The sequence below is a fragment of the Sphingobium agri genome, from assembly GCF_023051225.1.
GTDB lineage: Bacteria > Pseudomonadota > Alphaproteobacteria > Sphingomonadales > Sphingomonadaceae > Sphingobium > Sphingobium agri.
Genome location: NZ_JALKHS010000004.1, coordinates 227,717 through 252,575 on the forward strand (window position 1 = coordinate 227,717; position 24,859 = coordinate 252,575).

The 24,859-nt window shown below is 63.8% G+C and carries 25 protein-coding genes; 16 read left to right on the forward strand and 9 right to left on the reverse strand.

Going from position 1 to position 24,859, the window contains the following annotated elements; genetic code table 11:
* Window positions 1–125 precede the first annotated feature (125 nt).
* The 4 genes from MU848_RS02305 (at window position 126) to ssb (ending at window position 3,578) form a co-directional block, all read left to right on the forward strand.
* Window positions 126–791 carry a COQ9 family protein gene (locus tag MU848_RS02305; RefSeq protein WP_247229965.1) on the forward strand — a complete coding sequence of 222 codons (666 nt, stop codon included), beginning with the start codon at window positions 126–128 and terminating at the stop codon, window positions 789–791.
* A gap of 87 nt (window positions 792–878) precedes the next feature.
* Complete coding sequence (locus MU848_RS02310) at window positions 879–1,133, forward strand: FeoA family protein (RefSeq protein ID WP_201515939.1); 255 nt, start codon at window positions 879–881, stop codon at window positions 1,131–1,133.
* On the forward strand, window positions 1,130–2,986 hold the full coding sequence (gene feoB, locus MU848_RS02315; protein ID WP_247229967.1) for a ferrous iron transporter B: 1,857 nt from the start codon (window positions 1,130–1,132) through the stop codon (window positions 2,984–2,986). The genes MU848_RS02310 and feoB overlap by 4 nt, the downstream gene beginning before the upstream one ends.
* Window positions 2,987–3,011: 25 nt before the next feature.
* Complete coding sequence (ssb, locus tag MU848_RS02320) at window positions 3,012–3,578, forward strand: single-stranded DNA-binding protein (RefSeq protein ID WP_201515849.1); 567 nt, start codon at window positions 3,012–3,014, stop codon at window positions 3,576–3,578.
* Window positions 3,579–3,838: 260 nt separating this feature from the next.
* Here ssb and MU848_RS02325 read toward each other — a convergent pair whose 3' ends face one another.
* The 3 genes from MU848_RS02325 to MU848_RS02335 form a co-directional block, all read right to left on the reverse strand.
* A complete protein-coding gene (locus tag MU848_RS02325; protein ID WP_201515850.1) occupies window positions 3,839–4,738 on the reverse strand; it encodes a UTP--glucose-1-phosphate uridylyltransferase in 900 nt (299 codons plus the stop codon).
* 86 nt (window positions 4,739–4,824) lie between these two features.
* Entirely contained in the window at window positions 4,825–5,253 is a 429-nt protein-coding gene (locus MU848_RS02330; protein WP_097093833.1) for a hypothetical protein, read from the reverse strand.
* A 195-nt stretch (window positions 5,254–5,448) separates the two neighbouring features.
* On the reverse strand, window positions 5,449–5,622 hold the full coding sequence (locus tag MU848_RS02335; protein WP_247229969.1) for a DUF1674 domain-containing protein: 174 nt from the start codon (window positions 5,620–5,622) through the stop codon (window positions 5,449–5,451).
* A 47-nt stretch (window positions 5,623–5,669) separates the two neighbouring features.
* Between MU848_RS02335 and htpX the strand changes: the two genes are divergently transcribed.
* From htpX to MU848_RS02385, 10 genes are all read left to right on the forward strand, one after another.
* Window positions 5,670–6,641: a zinc metalloprotease HtpX gene (gene htpX / locus MU848_RS02340; RefSeq protein ID WP_281494269.1), complete on the forward strand. Its 972-nt coding sequence runs from the start codon at window positions 5,670–5,672 to the stop codon at window positions 6,639–6,641.
* Between the two features lie 351 nt (window positions 6,642–6,992).
* Window positions 6,993–8,300 (forward strand): RsmB/NOP family class I SAM-dependent RNA methyltransferase, encoded by a 1,308-nt coding sequence (locus tag MU848_RS02345; RefSeq protein ID WP_247229971.1) that lies wholly within the window; start codon window positions 6,993–6,995, stop codon window positions 8,298–8,300.
* Between the two features lie 32 nt (window positions 8,301–8,332).
* Complete coding sequence (locus MU848_RS02350) at window positions 8,333–8,818, forward strand: diguanylate cyclase (protein WP_247229972.1); 486 nt, start codon at window positions 8,333–8,335, stop codon at window positions 8,816–8,818.
* A 91-nt stretch (window positions 8,819–8,909) separates the two neighbouring features.
* Window positions 8,910–9,572 (forward strand): ribulose-phosphate 3-epimerase, encoded by a 663-nt coding sequence (rpe, locus tag MU848_RS02355; protein ID WP_097092555.1) that lies wholly within the window; start codon window positions 8,910–8,912, stop codon window positions 9,570–9,572.
* Window positions 9,569–11,338 (forward strand): heparinase II/III family protein, encoded by a 1,770-nt coding sequence (locus MU848_RS02360; RefSeq protein WP_247229973.1) that lies wholly within the window; start codon window positions 9,569–9,571, stop codon window positions 11,336–11,338. Before rpe ends, MU848_RS02360 begins: the two co-directional genes overlap by 4 nt.
* Window positions 11,339–11,433: 95 nt before the next feature.
* On the forward strand, window positions 11,434–13,023 hold the full coding sequence (gene purH, locus MU848_RS02365) for a bifunctional phosphoribosylaminoimidazolecarboxamide formyltransferase/IMP cyclohydrolase (RefSeq protein WP_247229974.1): 1,590 nt from the start codon (window positions 11,434–11,436) through the stop codon (window positions 13,021–13,023).
* A gap of 173 nt (window positions 13,024–13,196) precedes the next feature.
* Window positions 13,197–13,526: a UrcA family protein gene (locus tag MU848_RS02370; protein WP_247229975.1), complete on the forward strand. Its 330-nt coding sequence runs from the start codon at window positions 13,197–13,199 to the stop codon at window positions 13,524–13,526.
* Between the two features lie 122 nt (window positions 13,527–13,648).
* Window positions 13,649–15,175, forward strand: a complete 1,527-nt coding sequence (locus MU848_RS02375; RefSeq protein WP_247229977.1) for an NAD(P)/FAD-dependent oxidoreductase — start codon at window positions 13,649–13,651, stop codon at window positions 15,173–15,175.
* Window positions 15,176–15,185: 10 nt separating this feature from the next.
* Window positions 15,186–15,599: a GtrA family protein gene (locus tag MU848_RS02380; RefSeq protein ID WP_247229979.1), complete on the forward strand. Its 414-nt coding sequence runs from the start codon at window positions 15,186–15,188 to the stop codon at window positions 15,597–15,599.
* Window positions 15,562–17,406, forward strand: a complete 1,845-nt coding sequence (locus MU848_RS02385; protein WP_247229981.1) for a hypothetical protein — start codon at window positions 15,562–15,564, stop codon at window positions 17,404–17,406. Before MU848_RS02380 ends, MU848_RS02385 begins: the two co-directional genes overlap by 38 nt.
* Here MU848_RS02385 and msrB read toward each other — a convergent pair.
* From msrB to MU848_RS02400, 3 genes are read right to left on the reverse strand one after another with little or no spacing between them, the layout of a single operon-like run.
* Window positions 17,387–17,860, reverse strand: coding sequence for a peptide-methionine (R)-S-oxide reductase MsrB (gene msrB, locus MU848_RS02390; RefSeq protein ID WP_380800092.1), 474 nt, complete (start codon window positions 17,858–17,860; stop codon window positions 17,387–17,389). The two genes, MU848_RS02385 and msrB, sit on opposite strands and share 20 nt — an antisense overlap.
* 9 nt (window positions 17,861–17,869) lie before the next feature.
* A complete protein-coding gene (locus tag MU848_RS02395) occupies window positions 17,870–19,066 on the reverse strand; it encodes an ABC transporter permease (RefSeq protein ID WP_247229985.1) in 1,197 nt (398 codons plus the stop codon).
* A complete protein-coding gene (locus tag MU848_RS02400; protein ID WP_247229987.1) occupies window positions 19,063–20,025 on the reverse strand; it encodes an ABC transporter ATP-binding protein in 963 nt (320 codons plus the stop codon). The genes MU848_RS02395 and MU848_RS02400 overlap by 4 nt, the downstream gene beginning before the upstream one ends.
* Window positions 20,026–20,047: 22 nt before the next feature.
* Here MU848_RS02400 and queG point away from each other — a divergent pair, with 22 nt between their 5' ends.
* Window positions 20,048–21,115, forward strand: a complete 1,068-nt coding sequence (queG, locus tag MU848_RS02405) for a tRNA epoxyqueuosine(34) reductase QueG (protein WP_247229989.1) — start codon at window positions 20,048–20,050, stop codon at window positions 21,113–21,115.
* On the opposite strand, the gene MU848_RS02410 is transcribed toward queG, so the two are convergent.
* Together MU848_RS02410 and MU848_RS02415 are read right to left on the reverse strand one after the other, a co-directional pair.
* Entirely contained in the window at window positions 21,098–21,466 is a 369-nt protein-coding gene (locus MU848_RS02410) for a hypothetical protein (protein WP_247229992.1), read from the reverse strand. The two genes, queG and MU848_RS02410, sit on opposite strands and share 18 nt — an antisense overlap.
* Window positions 21,463–22,131 carry an EI24 domain-containing protein gene (locus MU848_RS02415; protein ID WP_247230096.1) on the reverse strand — a complete coding sequence of 223 codons (669 nt, stop codon included), beginning with the start codon at window positions 22,129–22,131 and terminating at the stop codon, window positions 21,463–21,465. Before MU848_RS02415 ends, MU848_RS02410 begins: the two co-directional genes overlap by 4 nt.
* 109 nt (window positions 22,132–22,240) lie before the next feature.
* Here MU848_RS02415 and MU848_RS02420 point away from each other — a divergent pair, with 109 nt between their 5' ends.
* Complete coding sequence (locus tag MU848_RS02420) at window positions 22,241–23,245, forward strand: adenosine kinase (RefSeq protein ID WP_247229994.1); 1,005 nt, start codon at window positions 22,241–22,243, stop codon at window positions 23,243–23,245.
* Between the two features lie 69 nt (window positions 23,246–23,314).
* Here the strand turns inward: MU848_RS02420 and MU848_RS02425 are convergent, their stop codons facing one another.
* Window positions 23,315–24,844, reverse strand: coding sequence for a lipopolysaccharide biosynthesis protein (locus MU848_RS02425; protein WP_097092566.1), 1,530 nt, complete (start codon window positions 24,842–24,844; stop codon window positions 23,315–23,317).
* Window positions 24,845–24,859 lie beyond the last annotated feature (15 nt).

Here is a 24,859-nt window from a genome sequence, read left to right on the forward strand (position 1 = left end):
ACTTGCGCGGCTTGAGCCGCCGCTGCAACATAATGTTACATCATATCTAGTGATATGTTGCAACATTATGTTCATGCCGTGGAGGGAACTTGTGCGCTGGCATGCGGCACCTTACCATAGGAGCCATGAAGACGTTATCCGAAGACCCGACCCTGGACGAAGTGCGGGCGTATCTCGCGCCGATCATCCCGCGCCATGCCGCCTTCGACGGCTGGCGGGCGGAAGCCGTCACCATGGCCGCTTCGGAAGGACGCGTGGATGCCGAGATCGCGCAGCTCGCCTTTCCCGGCGGAGCGATGGACATGATCGACGCCTGGTTCGCGAGCATCGACGCAGGCATGCTGGAAGCGCTCCCGCCGGAAAAGCTGGTCACCATGTCGATCCGCCAGCGTATCGTCTCGTTGATAACGGCGCGGCTGACACTGCTCGCCCGCGACAGGGAGGCGTTGCGCCGCGCGCTCGCCATCATGGCGCTGCCGCAGAACAGCGTTCGGGCGGCGCGGCTGGGCTGGCGGGCGGCCGATGTCATGTGGCGCGCCGCTGGCGATCACGCCACTGACCTCAATCATTATAGCAAGCGCCTGACGCTGGCGGGCGTCTATGCCGCGACGCTGCTGGTGTTCGTCGATGACGAGAGCGACGATTGGGCGGACAGCCGCGCCTTCCTCGATCGCCGCATCGAAGGCGTGATGCGCTTCGAACGGGCGAAGGCCAGGTGGAAGGGCATCGGCGGCGGGGAAAGGCTGAGCCTTGCCCGCTTCATCGGCAGGCTCCGTTATCCCGCCATCTGACCCCAACGAGGAGGCCGCGATTCCGGCTGGCCTTTTCCTATCTATATTGATAGTCACTCGCAGGTGACTTCAGCGAGCTCTTCTACCTTGCGCCTGACCGAACTGCCGTTGCGCCAGCCAGCCTATGTGGACCTGATCGACTGGGACGCGCTGACCGCGTCGGACGGCCAGCGCTTGCGTGAATTCGGCCTGTGCGAAGGCGCGAGCGTCGAAGCGCTTCACCATGGCGGCCTGCTTGGCCGAGGTCCGATCGCCTGCAAGGTCGGGCGCATGACCATTGCCATGCGGCGCAATCACGCCGCTGCGATCACAGTCCGCACGGGCCCGGCGGACGCCGCATGAGCAGCCTGCCGCTGGTTGCGCTGGTCGGCAACCCCAATGCCGGCAAGAGCGCCCTGTTCAACGCCTTGACCGGCGCGCGGCAGAAACTCGGCAATTATCCGGGCGTGACCGTAGAGCGCAAGGCAGGCAGGCTGTCGCTGTCCGATGGCCGCCCGCTCGAACTGGTCGACCTGCCCGGCACCTACAGCCTCAACCCCACCAGCCCCGATGAGCAGGTGACCCGCGACATCGTGCTTGGCAAACAGCATGGCGAACGCCTGCCGGATGCGCTGGTTGTGGTCGTGGATGCGTCAAATCTCGACAATCACCTGCGTTTCGCCCTTGAACTGATCGCGCTTGGCCTGCCGACCGTGGTGGCGCTCAATATGGTCGACCTCGCCACCCGCGATGGGCTGGAGTTGGACGCGAATATCCTCTCGCGCGAACTGGGCGTGCCGGTGATCTCGACCGTCGCGGTGCGCAAGCGGGGCCTCGACCATCTGCGGACCGAATTGGACACTCTTTTTGACGGAAGCTCAAAGGCGCGGCCGTCCGCGGCCCCGCTTGGCTTCGACGCATTGCGCAGCGAGGCCCGCAGGATTGCCCGCGCGGCGGTGGTGCGCGAAACGCCGTCCCGCCGGTTGACGGCTGCGGTCGATCGGGTCGCTCTGCATCCCGTCGCCGGGCTGCTGCTGCTGCTGGCGCTGCTGTTCATCATGTTCCAGGCGGTCTATGCCTGGTCGGAAGCGCCCATCGCCATGATCGAAGGGCTGGCGGAAGCGGCCAGCTCGGCAGCAAGCGACGCGCTGCCGGACGGGCTGCTACGGTCCTTCCTGGTGGATGGCGTCATCAACGGCGTGGGATCGGTCGTCGTCTTCCTGCCGCAAATCCTGATCCTCTTCTTCTTCATCCTCATGCTGGAAGCGACCGGCTATATGGTTCGCGCCGCATTCCTGATGGATGGCCTGATGGCGCGCGTCGGCCTGTCGGGGCGCGCCTTCATTCCACTGCTTTCGTCCTTCGCCTGCGCCGTGCCCGGGATCATGGCGACGCGCACCATTTCCGATCCCAAGGATCGTCTGACGACCATATTGATTGCGCCGCTCATGACCTGCTCGGCCCGGCTGCCGGTCTATGCGGTCATCATCGGCGCTTTCATTCCCGCGCGGAATGTGGGTCTGGGCATCGGCCTTCAGGGCCTCGTCCTCTTCTGCCTGTATATTGCCGGAATTATCGGTGCGATGCTGGTGGCGCTGGTGCTGCGCCTTACGGTAACAAAGGGCGCAAGCGGCGGATTCCTGATGGAAATGCCGAAATATCAATGGCCGCGCCCCCAGGACATCGTGCTGGGACTGTGGCAGCGCGCGATCATCTTCCTCAAGCGCGCGGGCACGATCATCTTCGCGTCCACGGTGATCCTCTGGTTGCTGCTGAGCTTTCCCAAGGCGCCCGAAGACAGTGCCGTCAGCCAGGTAAATTATTCGGTCGCCGGGCGGATCGCCAACGGGCTCAACGTCGTGCTGGAGCCGATCGGCTTCAACCGCGACATTTCCCTGGCGCTGATCCCGGCGATGGCGGCGCGCGAAGTGGCGGTATCGGCGCTCGCCACCGTCTATTCGCTCGATGCCGACGAGGATGAGGCAAAGCTGGAGCGCAGCCTTGGCGACAGGCTGAAGGACAATTGGCCGCTGCCCACTGCGCTTGCGTTTCTCGCCTGGTTCGTCTTCGCGCCGCAGTGCATTTCGACCATCGCCGTTACGAAGCGCGAAACCAATGGCTGGAGATGGCCACTCTTCATGATCGGCTATCTTTTCGCGCTTGCCTATGCCGCTGCGGGCCTGACCTACTGGACCGCGACGGCAGCGGGGCTATAAGAACCTCCAAAGTATCGGAGGAAATATGGCGGGTTCGGTCAACAAGGTCATTCTGGTCGGCAATCTGGGCGCCGACCCGGAGGTGAAGAGCTTCCAGAATGGCGGCAAGGTGTGCAACCTTCGCATTGCCACGTCCGAAAGCTGGAAGGACCGCATGTCGGGCGAGCGCAAGGAGCGCACCGAATGGCACAGCGTCTCGATCTTTTCCGAAGGACTGGCGGGCGTCGCCGAGCGGTTCCTGCGCAAGGGTTCGAAGGTCTATGTCGAGGGTCAGCTGCGCACGCGAAAGTGGCAGGACCAGTCGGGTAATGACCGCTACACCACCGAAGTCGTGCTTCAGGGGCCAGGCGCGGTGCTGACCATGCTGGACGGCGCGCCGGGCGGTGGCCAAGGTGGCGGGCGCTCGCAAGGCGGCGGCAGTGACTGGGGCGCCAGCTCTGGCGGCTTCGGCGGCGATTATGATGATTTCGGCGGTGGCAGCAGCGGCGGCGGCTTTGGCGGCGGCAGCGGCGGCCGCTCATCGGGCGGCGGGCGCGGCGGCGCTGGCGGGCCGAATTTCGACAATGATCTGGATGATGAAGTGCCGTTCTGAGGGTTTTGTTTGGCAAGAGGTAGAGGGCGGCTCTGAGAGGGCCGCCCTTTTTTGTACATGTTGGGGAACGTCAGAACATGCGGCTCCCATAGCCCTTCAAACTAGGCATGTTACTCGTTTGAAGGGCTATGGGTGGGCGCGAGCGGAGCGAGCTTTTGCGTTACCTCAGCCAAGGCGGACGTTGCGCTGGCCCACCCCCGGCCCCTCCCGCTTGCGGGAGGGGAGATGAGGAGCGGGGCCAGCTTTTTCAGCCCATGCCCTTAGGCAGCTGCGGCGATCGTCGTCGCGCCCAGTTCGGCCAGGGCGAATTCACGGATATGTTCGCCAAGGTCCTCGCGTTCCAGCGCGAGTGCCAGGTTGGCTTCGATATAGCCCGCCTTTGACCCGCAGTCGAAGCGACGGCCGTCGAAGGTCACGCCGTGGAAGGGCTGTTGCCCGATCATCGAAGCCATGGCGTCGGTCAGCTGGATCTCGCCGCCCGCGCCCTTTTCCTGTGTGGCGAGGATCTTCATGACCTCTGGCTGCAGGATATAGCGGCCCGGCAGGATGAGGTTGGACGGCGCGGTGCCGGGCGCGGGCTTTTCAACGAGGCCCCTGACTTCGGTGAGCGGGCCATTGCGCTCGCCCGGATCGATCACGCCATAGCTTGGGGTGTCGGCCATCGGCACTTCGAGCGCGCAGACGAGGTTGCCGCCCACCTGATCATAGGCTTCGACCATCTGCTTGAGGCAGCCACGGCCGGGAGCGCCCTTCATGAATTCGTCGGGCAACAGGATGGCGAAGGGTTCATCGCCGACGATGTCGCGCGCGCACCAGATGGCGTGGCCGAGGCCGAGCGGTTCCTGCTGGCGCAGGAAGACCGCGTTGCCCGGTGCGAGGCGCGTGCCGTCAAGGGCGGACAGGTCCTTGCCGCGCTCCCGCTGGGTCGCTTCGGCTTCGAAGGCCATGTCGAAATAATCCTCGATCGCGCCCTTGCCGCGCCCGGTGATGAAGATCATCTGCTCGATCCCCGCCTCGCGCGCTTCGTCGACGGCATATTGGATTAGCGGGCGGTCGACGACCGGCAGCAATTCCTTGGGCACCGACTTGGTGGCAGGCAGGAAGCGCGTGCCGAGGCCTGCGACAGGAAACACGGCTTTGCGTATCGGCTTGTAGGGCATGGTACTCCATTCTCGCTAGACGCGCGGACAGGCTTCGCCCTCCACGCGTCAAAGGTCAAGCATAGCGGGAGGATTACCTCGCCCGGTCAGACGGCCAGCAGGCGCTGCGCCACCGTTTCGAGCGAAGATATCTCCGCATCGAGGTGATCAAGCGAGACATGCGTGTGATTGTTCCGCGCGTCGCGGCAGGTAAAGCCGCCGGGCGCTGGCTGCTGAAAGCCGCCAATGATGAGCGACCGGAAGCGATCGATCCTTTGCATGTGCCGCTCGATATCCGAAATCTCCGTCAAGGCGCTGGCGTTGCGCTTGTCACGCATCGCCACCATCGTGCGGAGTTCCGTCATCAGTTTCGCCATTCCAGGGCGCGTCCGGGTGCCGACGGTTCGCACGTCACCCATGGCTTCCCGCATCATGGCGATTTTCGCCTCCAAACTCTGCTCCAGCATCGTCCAGGCACAGACCAGACGACCAACGGCACAGAGCAGCGCCGCGTCCTCCGGCGCATATTCAGACACCGCCCTCACTTTTATCTCAGCTATATGATTCACGACCCGCCCCCGGCTTGTTTTCTTCCTTTGCCCATATGAATCCTGCACAAAAACAGGCGGTAAAGGCTAGAGGCGGAGGTGCACATCGCCCGCAATGAGGGCACAGGCCAGCGGAAGACGTGCAGAATCAGCGATGAACCGATCAAATGCGATCAGCCGGGTTTAAAAATCGATCGCGATCCCCTTGCGCTCCCAGTCGCCATAGCGGACCGGGCTCAGTTCCTCGTCATGGCGCGAGGGTCGATCCAGGGGATCGGGCTGAGGCACCGGTGGACTCTTCGACAGGTGCGCAGGCGGCTTCACATGCGCGGGGCGCTTGCCGTTATAGGTTCCCATGTCCAAAAGCCTTTCGATTGTGGCGCCGTGTCGGCAACCCCATATTCATGCATGGCCTGCTATCTGGGCCGCAAAGGAGTGGAAGACAAGTGAGCGGTTTCAAGACGGTGATGCTGTTGTCGGCGCTGACGGCGCTGTTCATGGCTCTGGGCTATACGCTGGGCGGCAGCGGCGGGGCGATGATCGCGCTGCTGGTGGCGGCGGGCATGAACCTGTTCACCTTCTGGAATGCCGACAAGATCGTCCTGTCGATGCACAATGCGCGGGAGGTGGATGCTGAGAGCGCTCCGGAATTTTACGGGCTGGTGCGCGATCTGGCGCAGCGGGCGAAGCTGCCCATGCCGCGCGTCTACCTGATCGACGAACCGCACCCGAACGCTTTCGCTACGGGCCGCAATCCCGAACATGCGGCCGTGGCAGCGACGACGGGCCTGCTGTCGATGCTGAGCCGCGATGAGGTTGCGGGCGTGATGGCGCATGAGCTTGCCCATGTGAAGAATCGCGACACGCTGATCATGACCATGGTCGCGACGATCGCGGGCGCGATGTCCATGCTCGCCAATTTCGGCCTGTTCTTCCGGGGCGGGAATGAGGAGAATGGGCATGGCAACATGCTGGCGACGCTGATGGCGGTGATCGTCGCGCCCTTTGCCGCAATGATCGTGCAGATGGCGATCAGCCGCACGCGTGAATATGGCGCTGACGCCGCCGGAGCGGAAATCAGCGGCAACCCGCGCGCGTTGGCGTCGGCGCTTGAAAAGATTTCCGGCAAGGCGGAGATGATCCCCAACCATGTGGCTGAACGCAATCCGGCCGCAGCCCAGCTCTATATCGTTCCCGTACATGTCAGCGAGCTGTTCTCCACCCATCCGGCTACGGAGAAGCGCATCGCTGCGCTGGAGGAGATGGCTGGAGGCATGGCTATTCCCGCTCCTTCAGCCCCGCGCGCGTCGGCATTGAGCCCCGTGGCGACGCCCACGCGTCGACGGTCGAGCGCGCTTGACCCCACCAGGCGCTGATGGTCGAGATCATCGGAGAGGTGGCTGCTGAAGTAGCTGGCGCGCTTGTCCGGCACGCTGGCGGGCTAGTAGTCGAACTGAGTGTCGAACACATCTTCTCCCGCCACACTGCGCGGTTCTTTCATGGGGTAGGCCGCCGTGTGATTTTCATAGGCTCGTTGGGGACAACCCGTATTCCGTCGTCGCTAAGGGCGGTCCCCAAAGGGGTCAGAGCAGGCCCCCGCCCATCAGATTGGCTGGCACTTTGGACTGGGGTTGGCATTTGGACGGCGTTGTTTCTGCTTGTTTGCATAGTCGTCACACATTTTCTTTGAAGGTGACCCTTCAAGTTAAATCGCATAGGGCGGCTTGATGCCCCGTCGCGCTTCGCAATCCGTATCAAACTCCCGCCCCGCAGACATTCCCGGCCTTCCTGCACGCCGCGCCGCTTTGCGGCTGCTCGACGCCGTCCTGCGCCGGGGCGACCCGCTGGAGCTGGCGCTGCATGGCGCGGCGCAGGGGCTCCCCGCAGCCGATCGCGCGCTTGTCCATGCCATCGCCGCAGAAGCGCTGCGCCATCTGCCCGACCTAGACGCGCTGATCGACGGCGCGACTCGTCAGCCGCTGCCGAATGATGCGAAAGCGCGCATGGTGCTGCGGATCGCCCTTATCCAGGTTCTCGCGCTTGGCACGGCGCCGCACGCCGCCATCGCGACTGCCCTGCCGCTGGTGGATGGCGGGCCGCGCAAGCTGGTGCATGGCGTGTTCGGCACAGTGACTCGCGCCGCGCCCGCTCTGCCGGACCCGCCTACCCTGCCTGAAGAGGTCGCCGCGCGGTGGGAAGCGCAGTGGGGAGGCGACATGCCCGCCGCTGCGGCAAGCGCCTATGGCGTGCGTCCGCCCGTGGACGTCAGCCTGCGCCACCCGGCAGAGACGGCCGACTGGGCCGAAAAGCTGGGCGGCGAAAGCTTCGCTCCCGGTCATGTCCGCCTGCCCGATCATGCATCGGTGACGGAGTTGCCCGGCTTTGCAGAAGGGGCTTGGTGGGTTCAGGATCTCGCGGCGTCCTGTCCCGCCCGCTTGCTCGGAACAGGCGAAGGCCGCACCGTGCTGGACCTTTGCGCCGCGCCCGGGGGCAAGACGATGCAGCTGGCCGCCGCGGGGTGGCAAGTGACGGCGCTGGATCAATCGAAGAAGCGCCTGGAACGGCTGAGCGAGAATCTGGCACGCACCGCGCTGGCCGCTACGATCCTGCAGGCCGACCTGCGCCAATGGGAACCTAAACGCCAAGCCGACGCCATCCTGCTCGACGCTCCCTGCACCGCCACCGGCATTTATCGCCGCCATCCCGACGTGCTGCACCGCATCGGTCCGCGCCAGATCGCCGAGTTGGCAGAGCTGCAGGCCGAACTGCTGAGCCGCGCTGCCCAATGGCTGAAGCCTGGCGGGACCCTGATCTACGCCACCTGCTCGCTCGAAAAGGCGGAGGGCGAGGAGCAGCTGGAGGCGTTTCTGCGTCAAAACCCCGGCTTCAGCCTTCAGCCAGCACAACAAGGCGAATTGCCGCAGGGCATTTGTCCCGATCCGGAGGGTTGGCTGCGCACTTTGCCCGACACATTGGCCGACAAGGGTGGCACGGATGGCTTTTTCGTTGCCCGCCTTGCTCGCGCGGCACAATGAACTAAGATCAGGGAACGTCAGAAAGGCCACGCTTGCGCCCGACCGAGCCCCTCCCCCTGCACCATAGTTGGCCGCTCTACGATCTGCGCCAGCATCTTGCGTCAGTATCCCTGGACGATCGCACCGCACGCGACGATCAGGCGCTGGCAGAGCGCGGGATCGGGCTGTGGCATTGCGATCTCAGCGACAACAGCCTGTCGTGGACCAGCGGCGTCTACGACCTGTTCGGCATAGAAAGGGGCGTCGGCGTTCCGCGCCCGCTTGCCACTTCGCTTTACCAGCCAGATTCGCGCGAGGCGATGGAGCAGCTGCGCGCCTACGCCATCCGTCATCGGCGCGGCTTCACCCTGGACGTGGATATTCGCCCGCTGGATGGCAGCGAATGCACGATGCGCCTTATCGCCGCGCCGATCCTGGAAGGCACGCGCGTGATCGGCCTGCATGGCGTCAAACAGTTTCTCCCGCGCGGCTCGGCGGGTTCCTGCGGCCTTGACCCCACCATTTTCATCCTGCCCTGAAATCCTTGGCCATACCCGCCGCAAAAGCCTGTGGATAAGGTCGAACTGCAGCGTTGCCCTTGATCCGTGGCGCGGCTAGAGCCGACTGTTGATGACCAGCCCGATCCTTATCTCGCCCTCCATCCTGTCCGCCGACTTCGCCCGCCTGGGTGAGGAGGTCCGCGCGATCGACGAAGCGGGTTGCGACTGGATTCATATCGATGTGATGGACGGCCATTTCGTGCCCAACATCACCATCGGCCCAGCCGTGGTGAAGGCGCTGCGCCCCCACAGCAAGAAGCCGTTCGACGTGCATCTGATGATCTCTCCGGTGGATCAGTATCTGGATGCCTTCGCGCAGGCAGGTGCCGACATCCTGACCGTCCATCCGGAAGCTGGGCCGCATATCCACCGCTCCATCCAGCACATCAAGTCACTGGGCGTACAGGCTGGCGTGGTGCTCAATCCCGGCACCCCGGCCAAGATGCTCGACTATCTGATCGATGATGTCGATCTGATCCTGGTGATGAGCGTCAATCCCGGCTTCGGCGGGCAGAGCTTCATCGAGAATCAACTGCGCAAGATCGAGGCGATCCGCAAGATGATCGACAAGAGCGGGCGCGACATCCGCCTGCAGGTCGACGGCGGCATCGACTTCACCACGGCACCGCGCGCGATCGAGGCGGGCGCGGATGTGCTGGTCGCGGGCACCGCCACATTCCGTGGCGGGCCTTCCGCCTATGCCGACAATATCCGGAAGCTCAAGGGCGGGTGAGCGACAGGCGGCGCATCCCCAGCCCTTCGCTTGCGGATACGGCGGAATCAGAACCAGCCGAAAACGGGATCGAACAGGGCAAGCGGCTCATCCGCGTGGCGGATGACAAGGGCCTGTCGCTGGCGCAGCGGATCGCCAACCGCTTTTACCTGATGAGCTGGAAGACGCCGATCCACGGTCGGCGGCTGAAGGGAAAATATCCGCTCAAGCTGCTCGCGGTGCCTGATGATGAAATTCCGGGCGATGCGAAGGCGGGGCAGGCCATCCGCGCCGGTTATTTCCTGTTCCGTGGGCTGAAGCAGCCGCTCAACACGCTGGATTTCGGCCGGCTGAGCGTCGTGCCGGCCTTTGCCGATTATCTGCACAGCTTCGCCTGGCTGCGCGACCTGTCGTCGGCCGCCACGCGCGAACAGGGTGCGCCCGTCGCGGAAGGCGTGCTGCGCAAATGGCTGGAGGCGCATGCCGAAACGCCGAGCGAACCGGCCTGGCGCGCGGACAATGCGGGCTGGCGACTGCTGTTCTGGTCGGCCCATGCGCCGCTCATCCTGTCATCCAGCGACCTGGTCTATCGATCGCTGGTGCTGAACTGCATCGCGCGGACGGCGCGGCATCTGGATCGCGGTGCTGACAAGGCACCGCTCGGCCTGCCTCGCCTGGTCGCCTGGGGCGGCATCGTCGCCGCCTCCATGCTGCTGCCCGGTGGCGCGGCACGGAAGATTTTCGGGGAAGCAGGCCTCAAGCGCGCGATCGACAATGCGGTGCATGGCGATGGCGGTATCGTGTCGCGATCCCCGCTGGATCAGCAGGGCGCCATCATGCTGCTTTCCATGGTGCGCGCCGTCTATGACGTGCGCCGGGAACAGGTGCCGCCTTTCCTGACCGAAGCGCTGGGGCGGATGGTGCCCGCCCTGCTTGGCCTCGCACATGGCGATGGGGGGCTGGGCAGCTGGCAGGGTGCGGGCGCTATCGATCCCTCCACGGTCGAAGCGGTGATCCGCGCGAGTCGGGTGCGCGCGCGACCGCTGCGGCAGGCGAATGATTGGGGGTATCAGCGGCTGGTCGCGGGCCCTACCATCGTTCAGATCGACGCAGCGCCGCCGCCCGTGGCGCGTTTGGCAGCGGCGGGATGCGCCTCCACCACCGCGATCGAGATCAGCGATGGGCCGCAGCGGCTGATCGTGAATTGCGGCGGCGCGGCGCTGGAGGGCGCGTGGATGCCCGATGGGCTGGCGCAAGGGCTGCGGACTACGGCGGCGCACAGCACGCTGGTGCTGAACGACACCAATTCCACCGCGCTGATGCCGGACGGCACGCTCGGCCGCGGCGTCACCGAAGTCGAGCTTCACCGGCAGGAGCAGGAAAGCGGCAGTCGCATAGAGATCAGCCATGATGGCTATGTCCGCCGCATGGGCTATGTCCATCGCCGCCTGCTGCTCGTCAACATCGATGGCCGGGAAATCCGGGGCGAGGATTTGCTGACCCCCGCCGCCCGCCGCCGCAGGCCGGTGAAGCTGCCCGCGCAGTTGCGCTTCCATCTTGCGCCGCTGGTCGAGCCCACCGCGACGGCGGACGGCATGGGCGCTCTGTTGCGGATCGAAATGGGGCCGATCTGGCAGTTCCGCGCCAATGCGGGGAAGCTCGCGATCGAGGAGAGCCTGTGGGTCGATGCAGAAGGCCGCCCGCACGAAACCCGCCAGTTGGTCATCACTGCCGAAGCGCTGCCCGGCGGGTCGACCATCGGCTGGCTCTTCAAGCGGATGAGCTAAGGCTCTTAACATCCAATCCTGTCCTTGCCGCATTGGCCCGGCAGGACTAGAGGGCTGCGGCAAGCCTGAGCGGCACCCGAACAGCAGGAAGCATCATGTCAGACGTCACCATCAAACGCGCCCTCCTTTCCGTGTCGGACAAGTCCGGCTTGGTCGAACTGGGCCATGCGCTGGGCAAACATGGCGTCGAACTGGTGTCCACCGGCGGCACGGCCAAGGCTCTGCGCGATGCCGGGTTGGAGGTGAAGGATATTTCGGACCTCACCGACTTTCCCGAAATGATGGATGGGCGCGTCAAGACGCTGCACCCGAAGGTTCATGGCGGCCTGCTCGCCGTGCGCAACAATCCCGATCATGTCGCCTCAATGCAGGAGCATGAGATTGGCGCGATCGACCTCGTCGTCGTCAACCTCTATCCGTTCGCTGCAACGGTCGCCAAGGGGGCAGAGCGCGAAGAGATTATCGAGAATATCGATATCGGCGGCCCCTCCATGGTCCGATCCGCCGCGAAGAATCATGAAAGCGTCGCCATCATCACCGATCCGGCCGACTATGCCCGCCTGATCGCGGAGATGGCGGAAAAGGGCGGCGCGACCAGCTATGATTTCCGCCGTATGCTGGCGGCCAAGGCCTATGCCGCCACTGCTGCCTATGACTCGATGATCGCGAGCTGGTTTGCTTTTGCCGATCAGGGCGTCGATTTCCCCGAGACCTTGGCGGTGTCGAGCAAGCTCGGATCGAGCCTGCGCTATGGCGAGAATCCGCACCAGTCCGCCGCGCTCTATCTGCCGGTCGGCCCGTCAGCCAACGGCATTGCTCAGGCCAAGCAGATCCAGGGCAAGGAGTTGAGCTACAATAATTATAATGATGCGGACGCCGCACTCGAACTGGTCAGCGAGTTCCGTGATGGCCCGCCGACCGTTGTTATCGTGAAGCACGCCAATCCCTGTGGCGTGGCGACCGGCAACACGCTGATCGAAGCCTATGAAGCGGCGCTTGCCTGCGACAGCGTATCGGCCTTTGGCGGCATCATCGCCGTCAACCGTCCGCTCGACGGGCCCACGGCCGAGGCGATCAGCGGCATCTTCACCGAAGTGGTCGCGGCACCCGATGCCGATGACGATGCGAAGGCGATCTTTGCGAAGAAGAAGAACCTTCGCCTGCTGCTGACCGGCGAGTTGCCCGACCCCGTCCGCACTGGCCTGATGATGAAGAGCATCGCTGGCGGGCTGCTCGTGCAGAGCCGCGACAATGGCCGTATCACGCGCGACCAGCTGAAGGTCGTTACCAAGCGCGCGCCCACTGATCAGGAATTGAATGACTGCCTGTTCGCCTGGACCGTCGCAAAGCATGTTAAATCCAACGCCATCGTCTATGCCAAGGGCAACAGCACCGCAGGCATCGGTGCGGGGCAGATGAATCGCCTGGAGTCCGCTCGCATCGCGGCGTGGAAGGCCAAGGATGCCGCTGAAAAGGCAGGGTGGAGCGAAGCCCGCACCATCGGCTCGGCAGTCGCGTCCGACGCCTTCTTCCCCTTCGCCGACGGCCTCCTCGCCGCAGTCGAGGCTGGCGCTACAGCCGTGATCCAGCCGGGCGGATCCATCCGGGACGAGGAAGTCATCGCGGCGGCGGATGAGGCGGGGCTGGCCATGCTATTCACCGGCATGCGGCACTTCCGCCACTGATCCTGTCATGCGGATGCGAGAGGGGGCACATTCCTTTCGCATCCGCAAAAATAGCTGATTTCTGCCACTTTCAGCCAAGTGGCCTCTTCCCAATGCCTTGCGCACATCCTATTTTCCAGTCGACCCCAAGCCCATGCAGGCTGCGGGCAACCATTGTTCGCAGGAGACATAGGATGACCATGAAGACGCTGGCGGCGTTGGCTGCCACGATGACCCTCGCCTTACCTGTTTCGGCACTCGCCTCAAGCACGCTGGTCGTGGATGCCCGCGCTGGCACAGAGACGCGCAGCATCATGGTTTCCGTGGCCGACCTGAATCTGGCGAGCGCGCACGGCGCCCGCTTGGCAAATTCCCGTATCGATCGCGCAGCCAAGCAGGCCTGCGGCTGGCTCAGCGGCTCGATCCAGCAGCCTACGCGCGAATTCCGCGACTGCTACAGCAGCGCCCTGGGAAGCGCGCGGGGCAGTCTGGACGGTCTGGCACAGGGACAGCATCAGGGCTGATCCGTCACGAATAGCGACAGGGCCGTACATGCGGCCCTGTCATGCTTACCCGCCCGTTAACCATTCCTTAGATGATTTCCGCCACTCCCGATGATAGAAGTTAGCCTATCGGGGGGCATTGCATGCCGGAAATCGACCAGAATGTGGATGTCGCCATCGTCGGCGCGGGTCCGGCAGGCCTGACTGCGGCGTATTTGCTGACGAAAAAGGGCTACACAGTCACTGTCATCGAGAAGGACCCGCGCTATGTCGGCGGGATCAGCCGCACTGTCGAACTGAACGGTTTCCGCTTCGATATTGGCGGCCACCGCTTCTTTTCGAAGTCGAAAGAGGTTGTCGATCTTTGGAACGAGATCCTGCCCAATGATTTCATCCAGCGTCCCCGGATGAGCCGCATCTATTATGAGGGCAAATTCTACAGCTATCCGCTGCGCGCTTTTGAAGCATTGTGGAACCTTGGCCTGTGGCGATCGACGCTATGCATGGCGAGTTTCGTGAAGGCCAGGCTGCTGCCGAACCGCGACGTCCGCTCCTTCCAGGATTGGACGGTGAATGCCTTCGGGCACAAGCTCTTCTCGATTTTCTTCAAGACCTATACCGAAAAGGTCTGGGGCATGCCCTGCAACGAGATGTCGGCCGATTGGGCGGCGCAGCGGATCAAGGGCCTGTCGCTCTGGGGCGCGGTAAAAGACGGGCTGAAGCGGTCGCTGGGGCTCAACAAACGGCCCAATGACGGCATGGCGGCCAAGACCTTGCTGGAAAGCTTTCGCTATCCGCGCCTTGGGCCCGGCATGATGTGGGAAGCGGCACGGGATTTCGTGGTCGCTCGCGGGAACCGGGTGTTGATGGCGCATGGCCTGAAGCAACTGTCGCATGACCAGGGCTCTGGCCAATGGCAGATGGTTGCCCAGGGCCCGGGCGGCGATGTGCTGCTAAAGGCCCGTCATGTGATCAGTTCCGCGCCGATGCGTGAGCTTGCAGGCCGCATCCACCCCCTGCCCGCAACGCTCGGCAATGCGATGGAGCTGAAATATCGCGACTTCCTGACCGTCGCCCTGATGATCAAGTCGGAAGACCTGTTTCCCGACAATTGGATCTACATTCATGATTCAAAGGTCCAGGTCGGCCGCATCCAGAATTTCCGCAGCTGGTCACCGGAGATGGTGCCCGATCCGTCGCTCGCTTGCGTGGGCCTGGAATATTTCTGCTTCGAGGGCGACGGCCTCTGGTCATCGAGCGACGACGCCTTGATCGAACTGGCCAAGCGCGAAATGGCGATCCTGGGGCTCTGCGACCCCGCCGACGTGGTGGGCGGAGCGGTCGTTCGCCAGGAGAAGGCCTATCCGGTCTATGACGACGACTATGCCGCCAATGTGCTGAAGATGCGCACGGAATTGGAGCAGCTCTACCCGACGCTGCATCTGGTCGGCCGCAACGGCATGCATCGTTATAATAATCAGGATCATGCGATGATGACCGCCATGTTGACCGTGCGGAACATCGAAGCGGGTGAACGCCAGTTCGACACCTGGGCAGTCAATGAGGATGCCGAATATCATGAGGCTGGCGCGGAAGGCGAAGAGACGGTCGGGCAGAAGGCAGCGCTGACCAGCCTGCGGCGGGTGCCCGGTCGCTTGAGGGCCGCTTGAACCGGCAGTCATGGCATTGATGAACCTGAGCCACCTGACCAGCGCTGTTGCCGTTCGTTTCACGCTCGTCCGCTATGTGCTGGCGAGCCTGTGCGCGCTCTGCGCCGACATGCTGTTGTTCCTGGCGCTGTTGCGGATTGATGTGCCGCCGACCCTGGCGGGCGCCATTGGCTATACCGGCGGGCTGCTGCTGCACTGGCTGATCAGCGTTCGCTTTGTCTTCCCGTCGGCCATTGGTCCTACAACCAAGCAACGGCTGGGCTTTGTCGTCAGCGCAGCGGTTGGCATCGGCGTGACCTCGGGCCTTATCAGCGCATTGGGAGCGGCAGGCATGGCTCCGGCGACGGCGAAGCTCTTTGCCATCCCGGTAAGTTTCCTGGCGGTATATGCGATCCGGAAATATGGCGTCTTCGCCGCTCGCTAAGGCCCGTACAGGGTTCACCCGCGACCTGGGGGTGCACGGCGTTCCGCGCGCCCGCTGGCTCGTCCTGGCCTGGCTATGCTGTGCCGCTGTCCTGCTGTGGCTCTTCCGCAACGAGCTTGGCGCCTTGGGGTTTCGTGATCCGGATGACGCGATGCGCCTTCAGCAGGTGCGAGACTGGCTTTCCGGCCAGCCCTTCCTGGACGTCAGTCAGCACCGCGTGAACCCGCCTTTCGGCGGCCCGATGCATTGGTCGCGGATCGTGGATGCGCCAATCGCGGCCATGATCCTGATCCTGCGGCCGATGGTGGGCAGCAACCTGGCCGAGATAGTGGCCTGTTCGGCGGTTCCGTTGATCCTGCTGGGGGCTTTGGTGTGGGCCGTCCATTGCGCGTCCGCGCATGTCGCCGGGCAGCCGGCGGCCATGCTGGCGCCTGTCCTGGTGCTCATCACGCCGACAATCCTCGTTCAGTTCGGGCCACTGCGGATCGATCATCATGGATGGCAGATCCTTATGGCGGCGATCGCGCTCGCAGGTGCGATGGACCCGCACGCCCGACGCGGCGGGGTTGTCGCTGGCACGGCAATGGCGGTCTGGCTGCAGATTTCGAGCGAGGGGTTGCCCTATGCCGCCTTGTTCGCGGCCATATTGGCGTTGCGCCAGTGGCGCGATCGCGATGAAGTGGCCCGCTTTGTGGCCTATGCCCTGACCTTGGGCGGCGCCGCGCTGTTCTTGTTGGCAATCCTGCGGGGCATGCCGCCACTGGTGCAGGCGCAGTGCGACGCGCTGTCAGCGGCCTATGTCTGGCCACTGCTTGCCTTTGCGGTTGTCACCCCCCTTTCCTTTCACCTCGCTGCTGCCTCGGCACTGGGGCGCTTCCTTGCCGCGGGGTCGGGTGCCCTGGCAGCGGCTGCGCTGTTCGTCATTACCGGTCGCCCCTGCCTGACGGGAGATCCGTTCCAGGCCCTTGGGCCGATCGCCTATAAGCTTTGGTATCTGCACGTCATGGAAGGCCGTCCGATTTGGGAACAGGGCCGCTCGATGACGGGCCTTATCCTTCTGCCGCCTCTGGCAGGGCTGACTGGTTCGCTTCTGGCCGTGCGTGCCAGCCAATCGGCGAAGGCTCGCGACCGTTGGCTGGCCGTGGTGCTGCTTCTGACCGGATCGACGCTGATCGCCATGCTGGTGATGCGGGCTATGTCCGTGGCTCATGTTCTGGCCTTGCCGGGCCTTGCCTGGCTCATGTTGCGGCTCTTCCGCCGCGCGCAACAGCAATCCGCAACCCTGCCGAGGGTGTTTGCCTCTTCCGCCGTCGCCCTGCTCACGCCAGCGGCCTTGTGCGCGATCTGGATCGCGGTGACGGCGAGCGCGGACGACAAGGCAGAAAAAGCGGCTACGCCCGCCGGAGAATGCCGCAGCGCCGACGCCTTGGCACCGTTGCGGCGACTGCCCCGATCAACGCTGTTCGCCCCGCTGGATATGGGCCCCGACATTCTGATCAGGACCCATCATAATGTCATCGGCACGGCCCATCACCGCAATGCGGCCGGGATCACCGCAGTCGTCGAAGCCTTCACCGCGCCGCCATCAAGAGCCAGGGACATTCTGAGCGCGTTGAATAGTGGCAAGGGACCGGACTATCTGGTGACATGCGGAGGCCTCAATGAATTCAGGCATTATGCCGACGAACATCCCGGCAGTCTGGCGTCTGTGCTGGACAAGGGCGCTACTCCCGCATGGCTGAAGCCGGTGAAGGTTCAAAGCACCGCAGCCCTGCGGGTCTACAGGATCATGCCGCCGAAAAGCTGAGGGCAACGCCGTTCATGCAATAGCGCTTGCCGGTAGGTCGCGGCCCGTCATCGAACACATGGCCGAGATGGCCGCCGCACCGCGCGCAATGGACTTCGATACGGGGATATACCAGCGAGAAATCCCGCGACGTGCCCACGGCGCGTGGCAGCGGCGCCCAGAAGCTTGGCCAGCCGGTGCCGCTGTCAAACTTCGTCTTCGCATCGAACAAGCCCTGTCCGCAGCCCGCGCATTTGAAGATGCCAGGACGATGTTCCTTGTTGAGCGGGCTGGTGAAGGGATGCTCGGTCGCATGTTTGCGCAGCACATTGTACGCTAGGGGGCTCAAGCGTTTGCGCCACTGCGCATCCGTCAGCGAGAAGGGATAAGCGGCAGCCTCGCCTGCTCCAAGAGCCCAGAAGGTAAGCGCGGCGGCTCCGCCCAAGCTACTCTTGAGAAGGTGACGGCGATCCATCATTCTGTCCTAACTTGCCGGGGCTGAGCGGCGCCTGAACAACTTCCTGCTGCTACCCTGCCCCGATTTGAGGACATGCCGCCGGAACAGCCAGACGCCTAGCCGAATGATAGCAGCCACCCAGATCGCCTGCCAGATGATCGCAACGATATGGGGCCAAAGGGCTGCATCCTGCGCCGCCCGCGCGATCATCGCGAAGGGTGAGGAAAAGGGAAAGAGGATCGCGGCGATTTCAGGCGCTGATCCCATATGATCGACGGCATAGGTGGCGAAGAAGAACACGCCCATCTGCGCCATGGTGACCGGCATGTTGAGAGTCTGCACTTCGCGCACTGTGGCGGCCTGCGCGCCAATCCCGAGGAATAGGGAGCCAAGAAGCGCATAGGCCATGGTGAAGTAGATACCGCCAAGCAACAGGAAAATAGGCCATCCAACTGCGGGAGTGGGCGGCGCGATATCCGGGCCTGCAAAGATCCTGACGCCGAACACGACACCTGCTCCCCAGAAAGCGATGCCGACGAAGCTCATCCCAAGCATCGCGATGAGCTTACCCAAAAAGACGGAGTCGATCGGGACGGCGGCGGCGAGGATCTCGATCACCTTGTTGGTCTTTTCCTCCACCAGGTTCGACAGGACCATGCCCGCCAGCAACATCGTCAGCAGGAAAATGAGGACCTGGGCGGCCCGGCCGGTCAGCAGGCGGGACTGCGCTTCCGCGCCAGCGCTCGCCGTCACCAGCTGCTTTGCGACCCGCACATGAGGCAATTGCTCGCCGGCCACGGCGGCGCTGGCAAGCAGGTTTATATCACCCTCCAGCATGGCCAGGTCGCCGGCCTTTCCTGTCAGCACGGGTTTGTCGATCGTGCCTGAAACAATGGCGATGAAGCGCGTGTCCGGCCGCGTGAGCAAAGAGCGAGGGTCACTTGGGGGAGCGCGGTGCAGGCGGGGGAGGTTGGCCGCCCCAACGCGCGCGGCCAGCATGTCGTGCGCATGTTCCATCCGCGCGGCGTCATCGGCCGCCATGGCAAGGCCGACGGTCGGACGCAGGCTTTCCGTCGTGATCTTTTCACCCAGCCCCCCGAACGCCATGCCGATCACCACCGGGAAAAGGGGACCGAGCAGGAAAAGGATGAAGGTCTTGGAAAAGATCACGGCGGAAAAATCGCGGCGGGCAATCACCAGGGCCGCGCGCAGGATCTGGCTCATCCAGCCAGCTCCTCTTCCGCATCCTGCATCTGCCGGGCCGCAGCTGCGCCCGCAATGGAAACGAACGCGTCATGCAGTCCCGGTCGTTCGATCGAGAGGCTCTCAATACCTGCCTGTCCGTCGAGCAGGGCGCGCAGCAGCGGTTCGATCCCCTCGTCCGGAAGATCGAAATGCCAAGCGCCATCGGCCGCCAATGTCTCGGCCGGGAGTGCGCGGCGCCAACGACCATCGCTCGCGCGCGTCCTCAGTCGCACTTGCGGCCGGAGCTTGTCCCGCGCCTCGCTCACCGATCCCTCGAACCGGATCTGCCCACCAGCCACGATCGCGATGCGTTCGCAAAGACGTTCGGCGTGCGCGATGACATGGGTGGAGAAGAGGATGGTGACGCCGCGCCGTGCCTGATCACGGATCAGCGTTTCCAGCTTGCCCTGGTTGATCGCGTCCAGGCCGGAAAATGGTTCGTCCAGAACGATCAGCTTCGGCTCATGAACAATCGTCCCGAAAAGCTGAACGGTTTGAGCCATGCCTTTCGACAATTGGCGGATCGGCTTGTCGACAGAGGCGCCCATGCCATGTTCGGTGAGCATCGCCCGGGCGCGTTCCCGCCCGACCTTGATCGGCAGCCCGCGCAAGGCACCCATGAAGGCGATCGCCTCCGCCGCCTTCATGGACGGGTAAAGGCCGCGTTCCTCTGGCAAATAGCCGATAGCGCGCGCCTGGCGCAGCGGGACGGCGTCGCCCAGCAATCTACGATGGCCTTCATCAGGATCGATGATGCCGAGCAGGGTGCGCAGCAAGGTCGTCTTGCCCGCCCCGTTCGGCCCCAGGATGCCATAGATCGACCCGGCTGGAACGGCGATGTCGATGCCATCGACTGCCCGGAATTTGCCGAAAGTCTTGACAAGAGCATGGCCTTCGACGGCATAGGCCGAAGAAGGAGCCGGATTGTTACGGATCATTCCCTCCTGATAGTCGCACAGCATGCCAACGCAAACCGAATCCTTGGAACAGCGCCTGAAGGCGCAGGCGCGGCGGCTGGGCTTTGCCGCATGCGCCATCGCGCGCGCGGACGCTGCACCCGAGGCGGGACGGCGGCTGCGGCAATGGCTGGACGATGGGTGCCATGGCGAGATGCTGTGGATGGAGGAGCGCGCCGAGCAGCGAGGCTCGCCGCAAGCGCTATGGCCCGACGTGCGCAGCGTCATCATGCTGGGGATGAGCTATGCCCCCGCGCGCGATCCGCTGGCGCTGGCTGATGAGGGCGACCGCGGACGGATTTCGGTCTATGCGCAGGGGCGCGACTATCATGATGTGGTGAAGAAGGGTCTGAAGAGCCTTGCCCGCTGGCTGGTCGAAGAGCAGGCAAGCGCGCTCAAGGTCTTCGTCGATACCGCGCCTGTAATGGAAAAGCCGCTCGCGGCGGCGGCGGGGCTGGGTTGGCAAGGGAAGCACAGCAATCTTGTCAGCCGCGACCATGGCAGCTGGCTGTTCCTGGGCGCGATCTACAGCGAGATTGCCTTGGAGCCCGACCTGCCGGAAACGGACCATTGCGGCAGTTGCACCGCATGCCAGTCGGCCTGCCCTACCGATGCGTTTCCTGCGCCCTATGTCGTCGACGCGCGACGCTGCATCTCTTACCTCACCATCGAGCATAAAGGGCCAATCCCACGGGAGTTTCGCGACAAGATCGGCAATCGCATCTATGGCTGCGACGATTGCCTGGCAGTATGCCCGTGGAACAAGTTCGCCGATTCGGCCGCTGCCAACCGGGCATTCATCGGCCGGGCCGAATTGGCAGCGCCTGAACTTGGCGATTTGCTGGCTCTGGACGATGCGGGATTTCGGGAAGTGTTTTCCGGATCACCCATCAAGAGGATCGGACGCAACCGGATGGTGCGCAACGCTGCGATAGCGGCAGGCAACAGCCGCGATCCGAAGCTGCTGACACCTCTGCGTCCTTTGCTGACCGACGACGATCCCGTCGTGGCGGAAGCGGCCGCCTGGGCCGTGGAGCGGTTATCGCGCTGTGATCTAACGGTGGAGCGCTGAAGCACAGGCGCCAGCATCCATATCGGCGCCAGCGGGCGTCCGTGCATCGACATGGGTGACGACCGGCTCCTTGCCGCGAGCAGGGGTGTAGAGATAGGCGTCAAGCACGCAGCGGCCATTCGCGAACTGAAGCTTGCGCATGCTGCTTTCCCTGATGTCCAGACGGGGCGTGCCGAATTGCTGGAGGAGGTGTCGCGCGTCCATGCCCATGAGCGGACCTGATTTCATGAAGGCGCTGGCGGGCGGACCCGAAGGCGACCGTCCAGCTGGTGAAGGCGGCACGATCGAGCCACCACAGGCCGACAGAGACAGGGCCAGCAAGGTGCCGAAGATAAACCGAGCGGTTCTCATAAAGGCTTGTTCCGGGCAGCGTGCAGCATGTGTACCGCCATAGCCGCGCTCCAAACCGGTGCAAGCAGGTTGATAAAGGGGATGAGGAACAGAAGCGCCGAAACGAGGCCTAGAAGCCATCGGCTGCCGCCAGACATGGTGACAAGCCCGGCATGCCGCTGCTCCACCATCTCGCTGAGGTCGCGGCCGAGGAGATAGGCATTGAGTATGACGAAAAGCAGGATCGTCCCGATACCGGTTATCAGAAGGACCAGATAAAGAGGGAGCGCGAGCAGGTTCCAGCCCGCCGACCGCCCGGCCGAGCGAAGAGCCAACCGGACGCTGCGCGCAAAGCCCAAGGGACGAGCCGAAGCTGCGGCGGCGGGATAGCTGTCCTGCTCCACCGCAATGACGATATCATCGGCGAACAGGTTCATGATCGCCATGGCGATCGTCCGGAAGAGCAACCAGGCAAGGGCAAAGACGACCAATGCGGTTGCCGCAGCTTCGGCAAAGCCGCCCCCGCCCCATCCGAGATGTTGCCGCGCGGCATGTATCAGCGCCCAGAGCGCCACAGCGGCCACGGCGAAAATGATCAGCGTCAAGGCCAGCGTCTTTGCAAGGAGGCGCAAGGCCGCTGGATGAAAGATCGCGGGGAAGGCGCGAAAGGCAGCGGCGATCACCATGACGACGCTATTCCCCGCCGCGCCTGTCCGGTCAATCTGCAACATTGCGCGCGGCAGCCGGGCCGGATAGACACGGCGCGACTTCACAGCCTTCTGATAAGGATTTCGCGTGACCGATGCTGCTGCTCCCTCGCTAGATGTTGTCGCGATCGGCAATGCCATCGTCGACGTGCTTGCTCCTAGCGACGACGCATTCCTGGCCGAACATGCGCTGGCGAAGGGCGGCATGCAGTTGATCGATGCGGCGACTGCCGAAACGCTTTACGCCAACATGGGGGCGGCTAAGGAAATCAGCGGGGGATCGGCCGCGAACACGCTTGCCGGGCTTGCAGCCCTTGGCAAGCGCTGCGCCTTTATCGGGCAGGTCTGCGACGACCAGCTGGGCGCGGTTTTCACCCATGATGTGCGAGCGCTCGGCATTCGCTACGATACGCCAGCGGTGAAGGGTGACGTGCCCACCGCTCGCTGCCTGATCCTGGTCACGCCGGACGCGCAGCGGACGATGAACACTTTCCTCGGCGCGTCACAGTTCCTGCCGGAATCCGCCCTTGACCTTGATCTGATCCGATCCGCATCGATCCTCTATCTGGAAGGCTATCTGTGGGACCCCGAGCAGCCGCGGGCTGCGATGCGTGCCGCCATCGATGCCGCCAAGGGCGCCGGACGCAAAGTCGCCTTCACGCTGTCGGACGGCTTCGTCATCGAACGGCATCGGGATGATTTCGTGCAGCTTATCGATCAGGCCTTGGTCGACATCCTGTTTTCCAACGAAAGCGAAATCCAGTCGCTGGCGCAGATTGACGATTTCGACAAGGCGGTCGCCGCTTTTTCTGGCCGGGTTCCAGTGCTGGTTTCAACACGGAGCGAAAATGGCGCAGTCGCTGTCGTGGACGGTGTCCGTTATGAAGTTCCGGCAGCGCCCGTTGCACAGATCATCGATACGACGGGCGCGGGCGACCTGTTCGCTGCGGGCTTCCTGGCCGGGCATGTCGAGGGGTTGGACGTGCATCATTGCCTGGAATTGGGCGCTGCTGCCGCGGCCGAGGTCATTTCGCATTGGGGCGCGCGGCCGGAGCAGGACCTGAAACTGATCCGGGCGGCACTTGCAAGGTAAGAAGGCCAGACCGACACTGAGCGCATGCGGCCGTTCCTGATTGCAGAGACATTGACGGCACAGCCTTGGCTAGGCTTGAACGGCTTTCTGCCGCCGGAACAGGGCGCGGTCGTCGGGACCGAAGCCCCACCGCCATATGACCAGGCTGTAGACGACCAGAATCGTCGCCACGCCAAAGACAAGCTCCACCCATTCAAGCGCCGGTGGCAGGGCGACGAAAGCAGCGCCGACGATGCAGGCGACGCCGCACGCGCTGAGCAGCGGCCAGCGCCATGCATTCACCCGCGCCTTCAAAAGATGCGATAGCAAGCGCGCTTTTACGAGGGCCCCCACCCCGAGCGCGATGGTCAGCGCCAAGGCGGGTGCAGCTGCTATCGCCATGACCGGGAGTTCAAAGCGCCGCGCCAAGGCTATCAGGCCGAAACTGAGCGCAGCCTGCAATCCGATCATGACCAACGAAATCATCAGATTGCGATGGCGAGCGATGTAGACGAGCGCGGACTCGCTGACCACCGCGGTCGCCGCAACGACTTCGGCGAGCAGGAGAAAGGCGAGCGCCCCGGTGCCGCCGACGAAATGCGGGCCGACCAGGCCCATCACGGCCTCGCCCGGAATACCAAGCGCGAGGGCAATGCCCGCCTGCGCAGCAATGATCCAGAAGCCTACCTGGCTGACCTGCCGCGCAATGGCGGTCAGATTGCCTTCGGCAAGATTGCGCGTGATGACGGGCCCCAGGATGGGATCGAAGCTGGTCTTCAGCTTTTGCGGCAAGGATGCGACCTGCTGCGCGACATAATAGACGCCGACGATGGCTGGGCTGACGAACAGGCCCAGGATGGCGAGGTCAAGGCGGCGCGACCCCCACTCCACGCCATCGGCAGCAGCGAGCGGCAGGTTGCGCCGCGCGAGCCTCCACAGCCTGCCGAAGTCCGGACGCCAACCGAAGGGAATTCCATAGTGGCGGGTCATGGGGATGATGGACGCGACCAGCGCGGCGACCATGGAGACGACGTAGGACAGGATCAGGCCGTCGCGCGTTGAGTAGAAGGCGAAAGCGAAGGCACCGATGCTGATCGCCCAGGGTTCTATGATGGACCTGGCCCGAACCGTCGCCCCTATATCGAACCGATAGGCACAAGCGGCCAGCGCGACATCCGATCCGGCGACCGCGATGACGATCAGTGCCAGCAGACGGTCCAGGCCATTGATGCCGCTATTGGGGAACATGGCTTGGGGGAATGCGACCAATATGCCGCTGCCGATCGCGGCGGCGATCAGCGTCACGAGCATCGCGTCCGTCACCACATGGCTATGCGGGCGCTCGGTCTGCGCCAATGCGCCAGCCAGGCCGCGCTTCAGCCCAAGCGTTGCAAGCTGGGCGACGAATTCGACGACCAGCACGGCATAGGCGAAGCGGCCAAGCGCATCCGCACCGTACCAGCGGCCTGCGATAAACAGAAAGGGAAGGCGCGCAGCCAGCCGCAGGAGAAAGCCGAACACATTTGTCCGGCCGCCTTTGGCAAGCGCCGCGATATCATCCTGTTGCGCGGAGGGATTTTGCTCAGCCGGCAAAGAAAGAGAGTCCCCCTGTCGCGTCATATTTTCTGGTGCCGG

Bases quoted from the DNA above. Each gene is read 5' to 3' on its own strand.
- MU848_RS02305 (WP_247229965.1), top strand. From the start codon at position 126: ATGAAGACGTTATCCGAAGACCCGACCCTGGACGAAGTGCGGGCGTAT.
- feoB (WP_247229967.1), top strand. From the start codon at position 1,130: ATGAGCAGCCTGCCGCTGGTTGCGCTGGTCGGCAACCCCAATGCCGGC.
- ssb (WP_201515849.1), top strand. From the start codon at position 3,012: ATGGCGGGTTCGGTCAACAAGGTCATTCTGGTCGGCAATCTGGGCGCC.
- MU848_RS02325 (WP_201515850.1), bottom strand. From the start codon at position 4,738: ATGCCCTACAAGCCGATACGCAAAGCCGTGTTTCCTGTCGCAGGCCTC.
- MU848_RS02335 (WP_247229969.1), bottom strand. From the start codon at position 5,622: ATGGGAACCTATAACGGCAAGCGCCCCGCGCATGTGAAGCCGCCTGCG.
- htpX (WP_281494269.1), top strand. From the start codon at position 5,670: ATGCATGGCCTGCTATCTGGGCCGCAAAGGAGTGGAAGACAAGTGAGC.
- MU848_RS02345 (WP_247229971.1), top strand. From the start codon at position 6,993: ATGCCCCGTCGCGCTTCGCAATCCGTATCAAACTCCCGCCCCGCAGAC.
- rpe (WP_097092555.1), top strand. From the start codon at position 8,910: ATGACCAGCCCGATCCTTATCTCGCCCTCCATCCTGTCCGCCGACTTC.
- purH (WP_247229974.1), top strand. From the start codon at position 11,434: ATGTCAGACGTCACCATCAAACGCGCCCTCCTTTCCGTGTCGGACAAG.
- MU848_RS02370 (WP_247229975.1), top strand. From the start codon at position 13,197: ATGACCATGAAGACGCTGGCGGCGTTGGCTGCCACGATGACCCTCGCC.
- MU848_RS02375 (WP_247229977.1), top strand. From the start codon at position 13,649: ATGCCGGAAATCGACCAGAATGTGGATGTCGCCATCGTCGGCGCGGGT.
- MU848_RS02380 (WP_247229979.1), top strand. From the start codon at position 15,186: ATGGCATTGATGAACCTGAGCCACCTGACCAGCGCTGTTGCCGTTCGT.
- MU848_RS02385 (WP_247229981.1), top strand. From the start codon at position 15,562: ATGCGATCCGGAAATATGGCGTCTTCGCCGCTCGCTAAGGCCCGTACA.
- msrB (WP_380800092.1), bottom strand. From the start codon at position 17,860: ATGGATCGCCGTCACCTTCTCAAGAGTAGCTTGGGCGGAGCCGCCGCG.
- MU848_RS02395 (WP_247229985.1), bottom strand. From the start codon at position 19,066: ATGAGCCAGATCCTGCGCGCGGCCCTGGTGATTGCCCGCCGCGATTTT.
- MU848_RS02400 (WP_247229987.1), bottom strand. From the start codon at position 20,025: ATGATCCGTAACAATCCGGCTCCTTCTTCGGCCTATGCCGTCGAAGGC.
- queG (WP_247229989.1), top strand. From the start codon at position 20,048: ATGCCAACGCAAACCGAATCCTTGGAACAGCGCCTGAAGGCGCAGGCG.
- MU848_RS02410 (WP_247229992.1), bottom strand. From the start codon at position 21,466: ATGAGAACCGCTCGGTTTATCTTCGGCACCTTGCTGGCCCTGTCTCTG.
- MU848_RS02415 (WP_247230096.1), bottom strand. From the start codon at position 22,131: ATGGTGATCGCCGCTGCCTTTCGCGCCTTCCCCGCGATCTTTCATCCA.
- MU848_RS02425 (WP_097092566.1), bottom strand. From the start codon at position 24,844: ATGACGCGACAGGGGGACTCTCTTTCTTTGCCGGCTGAGCAAAATCCC.